Source organism: Mycobacterium sp. TH-M82 (genome assembly GCF_057473605.1).
Genome location: NZ_JBYCKY010000550.1, coordinates 1 through 6487, shown reverse-complemented (window position 1 = coordinate 6487; position 6487 = coordinate 1). Strand labels below are relative to the sequence as shown.

Annotated in this window: 6 protein-coding genes and 3 pseudogenes; 5 read left to right on the top strand and 4 right to left on the bottom strand. The window is 68.6% G+C overall.

Translation table 11 applies throughout. From position 1 onward, the window contains the following. On the top strand, positions 1-347 hold a 347-nt coding region (locus AC2VON_RS16660), incomplete at its 5' end, for an enoyl-CoA hydratase-related protein (RefSeq protein WP_486953936.1). 178 nt (positions 348-525) lie between these two features. Here AC2VON_RS16660 and AC2VON_RS16655 read toward each other — a convergent pair. Then, positions 526-1671, bottom strand: a complete 1146-nt coding sequence (locus AC2VON_RS16655) for a thiolase family protein (RefSeq protein ID WP_486953935.1) — start codon at positions 1669-1671, stop codon at positions 526-528. 283 nt (positions 1672-1954) lie between these two features. Between AC2VON_RS16655 and AC2VON_RS16650 the strand changes: the two are divergent. The 3 genes and pseudogenes from AC2VON_RS16650 to AC2VON_RS16640 all read left to right on the top strand — a co-directional run. Further along, positions 1955-2183, top strand: a pseudogene (locus tag AC2VON_RS16650) (winged helix-turn-helix transcriptional regulator); the annotation flags it as partial. A 261-nt stretch (positions 2184-2444) separates the two neighbouring features. Beyond that, entirely contained in the window at positions 2445-2738 is a 294-nt protein-coding gene (locus AC2VON_RS16645; protein ID WP_486953934.1) for a hypothetical protein, read from the top strand. Continuing rightward, entirely contained in the window at positions 2735-3109 is a 375-nt protein-coding gene (locus tag AC2VON_RS16640) for a hypothetical protein (protein WP_486953933.1), read from the top strand. The genes AC2VON_RS16645 and AC2VON_RS16640 overlap by 4 nt, the downstream gene beginning before the upstream one ends. Before the next feature lie 128 nt (positions 3110-3237). On the opposite strand, the pseudogene AC2VON_RS16635 reads toward AC2VON_RS16640, so the two are convergent. The 3 genes and pseudogenes from AC2VON_RS16635 to AC2VON_RS16625 all read right to left on the bottom strand — a co-directional run. Beyond that, positions 3238-3457: pseudogene (locus AC2VON_RS16635) on the bottom strand (IS256 family transposase); the annotation flags it as partial. Between the two features lie 65 nt (positions 3458-3522). Then, complete coding sequence (locus AC2VON_RS16630) at positions 3523-3696, bottom strand: zinc transporter permease (protein ID WP_486953932.1); 174 nt, start codon at positions 3694-3696, stop codon at positions 3523-3525. A 191-nt stretch (positions 3697-3887) separates the two neighbouring features. Continuing rightward, positions 3888-5552, bottom strand: a complete 1665-nt coding sequence (locus tag AC2VON_RS16625) for a PGRS repeat-containing protein (protein WP_486953931.1) — start codon at positions 5550-5552, stop codon at positions 3888-3890. Positions 5553-5866: 314 nt separating this feature from the next. On the opposite strand from AC2VON_RS16625, the pseudogene AC2VON_RS16620 reads away from it, so the two are divergent. Then, a pseudogene (locus AC2VON_RS16620) lies at positions 5867-6487 on the top strand (5-methyltetrahydropteroyltriglutamate--homocysteine S-methyltransferase); the annotation flags it as partial.

Genomic DNA, 6487 nt, shown 5'->3' with positions numbered 1-6487 from the left:
CGTCGGCGCTGGTGGCCGCCGCGATCGGCCGGACCCGCGCGATGCGGATGGCGCTGCTGGCCGAACGGATCTCCGCTGCCGACGCACTGGCCTGGGGATTGATCAGCGCGGTCTACCCGGCCGACGAACTCGACGCCGAAGTGGCCAAGGTGCTCTCGAGTCTGCTTGCCGGCCCCGCCAAGGCACTGGCCAAAACCAAGTGTGCCGTCAACGCCGCCACGCTGACCGAACTCGACGGTGCCCTGGACCGAGAATACGTGGGGCAGTCAGCCCTGTTGTCCGCCAACGATTTCCGCGAGGGTGTTCGTGCGTTTCAGGAGCGCAGAACACCGAACTTCACCGACTAACCCCGCCTTGCCGCGCGAGCATGCACAAAGTCGCACGCGCGGGGTCCGTTGAGTGCGACTTTGTGCATGCTCGCGCCCGGTGAATCCCGGTTAGCGTTAGTTAGCAGGCGGCAGCGTCATCGCGTAGGGATCAAAGCCCCGCCGCTTCGTGACGGCACGCTCACCGCTCGGCTGTGGGTCAGAGCAGTTCCACGATGGTGGCGTTGGCCTGACCGCCGCCTTCGCACATGGTCTGCAGGCCGTAACGAATCCCGTTGTCGCGCATGTGGTGCAGCATCGTCGTCATAATGCGTGCTCCGGACGCGCCGAGCGGGTGGCCGAGCGCGATCGCACCGCCCTTGGGGTTGAGCTTCTTCTCGTCGGCGCCTGTGTCGGCCAGCCAGGCCATCGGTACCGGGGCGAACGCCTCGTTGACCTCGAACACGCCGATCTCGTCGATACCCAGGCCGGAGCGTTTCAGCGCCTTCTGGGTGGCGGGGATCGGCGCGGTCAGCATGATCACCGGGTTGGCGCCGGCCAGCGTCGCGGTACGCACTTTGGCGATCGGGTTGAGCCCCAACGTCTTAGCCCGATCAGCAGACATCAACAGCAACGCCGCCGCACCGTCGGAGATCTGTGACGAGTTGCCGGCGTGGATGACGCCGTCCTCTTTGAACGCCGGCTTGAGCTGCGCCATCTTTTCAATCGTGGTGCCGCGGCGAATGCCCTCGTCTTTGCTGACCGTGTTGCCGTCGGCATCTTTGATCGCGACAATCTCGTCATCTAGCGCGCCGGAATCCTGGGCGGCGGAGGCCTTTTCGTGTGAAGCCAGGGAGAACTCGTCGAGCGCGGTGCGGTCGAAGCCCCATTGTTCGGCGACCATCTCCGCGCCGATACCCTGGTTGGGGGTTTGGCTGTAGCGGGCCCGGAATGCTTCCGGGTAGGGGTGACCACCGTTGGCCAGCGAGGAGCCCATCGGCACCCGCGACATGGACTCCACTCCGCCGGCGACGACGACGTCGTAATGCCCGGCGACCACACCTGCGGCCGCGAAGTGCACCGACTGCTGACTGGATCCGCACTGGCGGTCCACGGTCACCCCCGGCACAGATTCCGGCCAGCCGGCGGTGAGCAGCGCGGTGCGCCCGATGTCGATGGCCTGCTCGCCAGCCTGCATCACGCAGCCCCAGATCACGTCCTCGACCAGCTCGGGATCCACACCGGCCCTGCCGACCAGGCCGTTGAGCACCTGCGCGGACAGTTCCGCGGGATGCACGCCGGACAGCCCGCCGTTGCGCTTGCCGACCGGTGAGCGCACTGCCTCCACGATGACGGCTTCAGGCATGGTCGGTTCTCCTTATGAATCTGAGGTGTCGTTGCCATCGATTGTCGACTAACCCACTGCGGACTCTCCGCCCGGGGGTCGGAGCCGCCGCATCGATCAGACGCCCTCTGCTTCGCCAAGCTCGTTGATGAGTGAATTGGAGACGGCTCGACGTGCGATGCGTACCGCTAGCGGATGTCCGGCTGGGGTTCCGTTGCAGACGCTGTGGCGAGAGGAGAACCGGGATCTCTCCGGGCTGGTCGGCTTCACCTTGCGGGGATGCTCTCAGCGGTCTTGGTTCCGGATGTCAAGGAACGACGTGAGTCGAAGCTACGGTCAGTACTGCGGGTTGGCTCGCGCGCTCGATGTGGTCGGCGACCGGTGGAATCTGCTCATCGTCCGCCAGCTCCTCATCGGCCCCGCCCGCTACCAGGAGCTACGTGACGGGCTCCCCGGCGTCGACAGCCACCAATCTGCTCGCCGATCGGCTCCGCGATCTGGAAGCGGCCGGCGTGGTCGAGCGACGCTTGTCCGAAGATCGCAGGGCCCTGCTCCACGGCACGGTCCCTGCCGATCGGTCCGCGACCGTGGGTGTCACCGTGAACGGCGATACCGACCGTACATGTGTCCAGCTACGGGCGACGCCCTCAGGCATTGAGGTGAGCCCGGCCCGCGAGGTCGGTGTCTATGTCGGTGGTCTGCAGCAGTCGAAGTTCGTCTACAACGTGGCTTCAACGGATCCACCAGCGGAAATTTCCATCTGAAATTTGTACAAATTCCGGTACGCTCGAACTATGGCGCAAGACGTGGTCCCGACGAGCGAGGTGCGGGCTGCTCTCGGAAAGATCACCAGGCGGTTCGACGAGGGCGACACCGAGCCGGTGTTCTTCGGCTCGCATCGCCGCACGCAGGCTGTGCTGGTACCCATCGCGATTTGGGAGAAGCTCCTCACGTATGCCGAGGACGAGCTGGATCTCGAACTGGCTCAACGAAGATTGGCCGATCGGCGCCCGTGGCTGAACGAGGACAAGCTACACGCAGCGTTGCGCCAAGCTGCCGAGGGGGCGGCTGGGCACAAGCCCGCGTGACGCCGCACCATCCGGCCCGATACCGGCTCATCTCTCACCCGGACGTCGCTGCCGACCTGCTCGCTCTTGCGGCTTACGGTGCCAACGTCGTCGATGCGGCCCGAGCCGCCCTCGACGACTTGGCGCACGGACGGATCACCGGCAAGGCACTCGGTCAACGACACGTCAGTGGCGACCTCACCGGCCTGGCCAGCGCGCAGTTCGATGTCCCGGAGAGTCCAACCCGCCGACTCAGGGTGGTCTACGCCGACATCGATACCGCCACGCGCGGCATCATCGCCATCGGCGTCCGAGAGGAGCACGCGATCTACCGCCTGGCGGTCGAGCGCCTCCACCAGGGCGAACACGAAGACGACCGGCGCTCGCAGTAGCCGATCCCCTGCTGAGACGGCCAAGCGGCTCGCTACGCGGTGGCGGCGGCGGGATGCCTCGTCGATGTCGTCACTTGTGGCGGAGGCTGGCCCCAGTTCGCGAGGTGGGTCGAGCCGCCGCCGTCGTCGTTGCGTGAACCGCCGTTCGCGTCGGGGCAGGTGGCGATACGTTTGGTAGCGTTCACGGCCGAGGAACTCGGTGACCTCGGCCTCCAACCCGGCCTGCATCAGCAGTTGCGCGCCGAGCTGGGCAACCTCCTCCAATATCTCGGGCAGTTCTCGGCCCTGGGCGAACAGTTCGTCGATCTTGGTGCGGACGCGGTCGGTGGCTGATACTCGAACGGGCACGGACGTGACTCCTTCTTCACAGACTTGCCAGGTCGTGAAGCGGAACCTACGCCTGTGCTCCCTATCTACACCGGATTCGGGACGCGACCGTGCTCGTCGTAATGATCGCCATGCTCGGCGTGCCGGTGGCCGTCGTGGAGATAGTCCACATGGTCATCGTGCTGGACCGTCTGGTGGCCACAGTCGGGACCGTGGGTGTGGTCGGGGTGGGCGTGTGCGCGGTGTTCTGGAGCAGTCATGGCATCGACGCTAACCCAAACATGCACACATCGCAAACTATGCATGTCAAACTGGCGCCTGGGCAGCACAGCGTAGATCGTCGCGAGCTACGCGGCTGCGATCATCCGGGTGCGGCTCCGAGGCCCAGGAACACCACCAGGGCCGTGCCGGCCCGCAACGCCGGACGCGACGACTCCATCACTCGCCTGTCTCAGCCAGCGGAGCTGCCGGGACTGCCGGAGCTGTCGGAACTGCTGGAAGTTCCGGAGCTGCCGGGGCTGCCGGGGCTGCCGTCGGGGACGCCGGTGCCACCGTCACCGCCCTTGCCGCCGGCACCGCCGGCGCCGCCGGGGGGTGTGGACGGTGCGCCGTTGCCGCCGTCACCGCCGTTGCCGCCGTCGCCGCCCGGGCCATGGGGAGTGCCTGTGCCACCGTCGCCGCCCGAGCCGCCGTTGCCGCCGGTACCGCCATTGACAACGCTGGACCCCGTGGCACCGGTGCCACCGTCACCGCCCTCGCCGCCGTAGCCGCCCGCCCCTCCGGTGCCTCCGTCGGTGCCGGCGCCGCCGGCACCGCCCACTCCCCCGTTGCCGCCGAGGCCGCCGGTGCCGATCCCCGACGACGTCACCTCGCCGCCGGTGCCGCCCGCGCCGCCATCACCTCCGGGGCCGCCGTCGGGGTGGGCAGCCGTACCGAGACCGCCGGAACCACCGTTGCCTCCGTCTCCGCCGGCGCCGGGTTGGTTGAAACCGACGGCAGCTCCGTCGCCGCCGTCGCCGCCGTTGCCCGCGGTAGCGGTGGCGATCCCGGCGCTACCTCCGTCGCCTCCGTCGCCGCCGACCCCTGGGTAGAGCGGACGCACTGAGCCTATTAGGCCGGTATTCGGGCCGCTGTTATCGCCGGCTATCAAGCCATTGGAGCTTGCTCCCGGCGAGCCGCCCTCGCCGCCGGCGCCGCCGTTGCCGCCGTCACTCCCGGCGACACCCACCAAACCGTTGCCACCGGCACCACCGACACCACCGTTGCCACCGCCGCCACCGATGCCCAGACCAGAGCCGCCGGCCCCACCGGCACCACCGTTGCCACCGACGCCGCCGTCGCCGCCGGCCGGGTCGGCGGCCGTGCCGTCGGCGCCGACACCGCCGGCACCGCCGTTGCCGCCGGCCCCGCCGTAGCCGAACAGCCAGCTGCCCTGCCCGCCGTCGCCGCCGTCGCCGCCGGCCGTGCCGACCCCGTCGACGCCGGTCAGCCCGGCGCCGCCGTCACCGCCGGAACCGCCGAAGCCCATCAGCCAGCCGCCGGTGCCGCCGACACCGCCGTTGCCGCCGGCCCCGCCGACACCGCCGGCGCCCCCGTTGCCGAGCAACCCGGCCGCGCCGCCGGCCCCACCGTCCGCGCCGGGTGTGGTGGGGTCGAAGCCTGTTCCACCGTCGCCGAACAGCCAGCCGCCGGCACCGCCACCGGGATCGGCCGCCGTGCCGGGGTCGCCGTTGCAGATCAGGCCACACGCGCCATCGACGGCGAACGGCTGGTTGATCAGGTTGTCGATCTGCTCACCGAACGAACTGGTGACCCAAGCCTCGCCAAGCTGATGAGCCCAGCCGTAGAGGATCGTGGGCCCGGCACCGAGGATGGCGGCAACCGGCAGCACGAACGCGTTGCCGAGACCGGAGAGGAGACCGGAGAGCTCGCCGCTCACATCGTCGGGCAGGTCGGCCCCAGCCAGCGCGGGCGCCATCAGGCCGTCGACGCCGGCGCCGCTACCGGCAACACCCACCCCGTCCAGGATGGAGCCGACGATGTCGTCGAAAACGTCGGCATTCGCGGCCGGTGCGCCAGCCAGCGGGGTGACGCCGAACGCCAGAAGCGCCCCCACCGACGCTCCCAACGCGACCGCACGGCATGCGGTGGTGCTACGGCAACCGCGCATATCAAATCCTCCCCCGGATGAAATTCGGTGACCACTCATGGTGCACCATCGCCGCCGGCTGTACAAAACCGAGCTGACCCACCACAAACCCACGTTCGGGTGGCCGTCCACCGACGCGCTGCTCAACCACCTGGTGGCAACTGCCCGTGCGTAGCGTGGCAGCAACGGCTGCCTGGGTGTGACGGCGTTGGTGTCGGGCTGGTAATTTCCACGTCGACCGCATCAGCCGGGCGTCCGGCGACGGTGACCATCTTCGTCTGGTGAAGGACCAACTTGTGAACTTTGCACCATTTACCGCCACCGTTACCGGCTCCCCGCGCATCGGCCCGCGCCGCGAGCTCAAACGCGCCACGGAGGGCTACTGGGCGGGCCGGACCAGTCGAAGCGAGCTGGAGTCGGTCGCCGCGAAGCTGCGCCGCGACACCTGGTCCGAGCTGGCCGCAGCCGGGCTGGACTCGGTTCCGGTCAACACCTTCTCCTATTACGACCAGATGCTCGACACCGCGGCGCTGCTGGGCGCGCTGCCCGCCCGGGTAAGTGGTGTCGCCGACGAGCTGGACCGCTACTTCGCCGCGGCGCGGGGCACCGCCGACATCGCCCCGCTGGAGATGACCAAGTGGTTCGACACCAACTATCACTACATCGTCTCGGAGATCGGGCCGGAGACGAAGTTCGCGTTGAACCCCGCCAAGGTGCTGAGTGAGCTGAAGGAGGCTCAGGAGCTGGGCATCCCGGCGCGTCCGGTGATCATCGGCCCAATCACCTTCCTGTTGCTGAGCAAAGCCGTCGACGGCGCGCCCGCGCCGATCTTCCGGCTCGACGAGCTGGTGGACGTCTACGCCGAGCTGCTGTCCCGGCTGGCCGACGCCGGCGCGACCTGG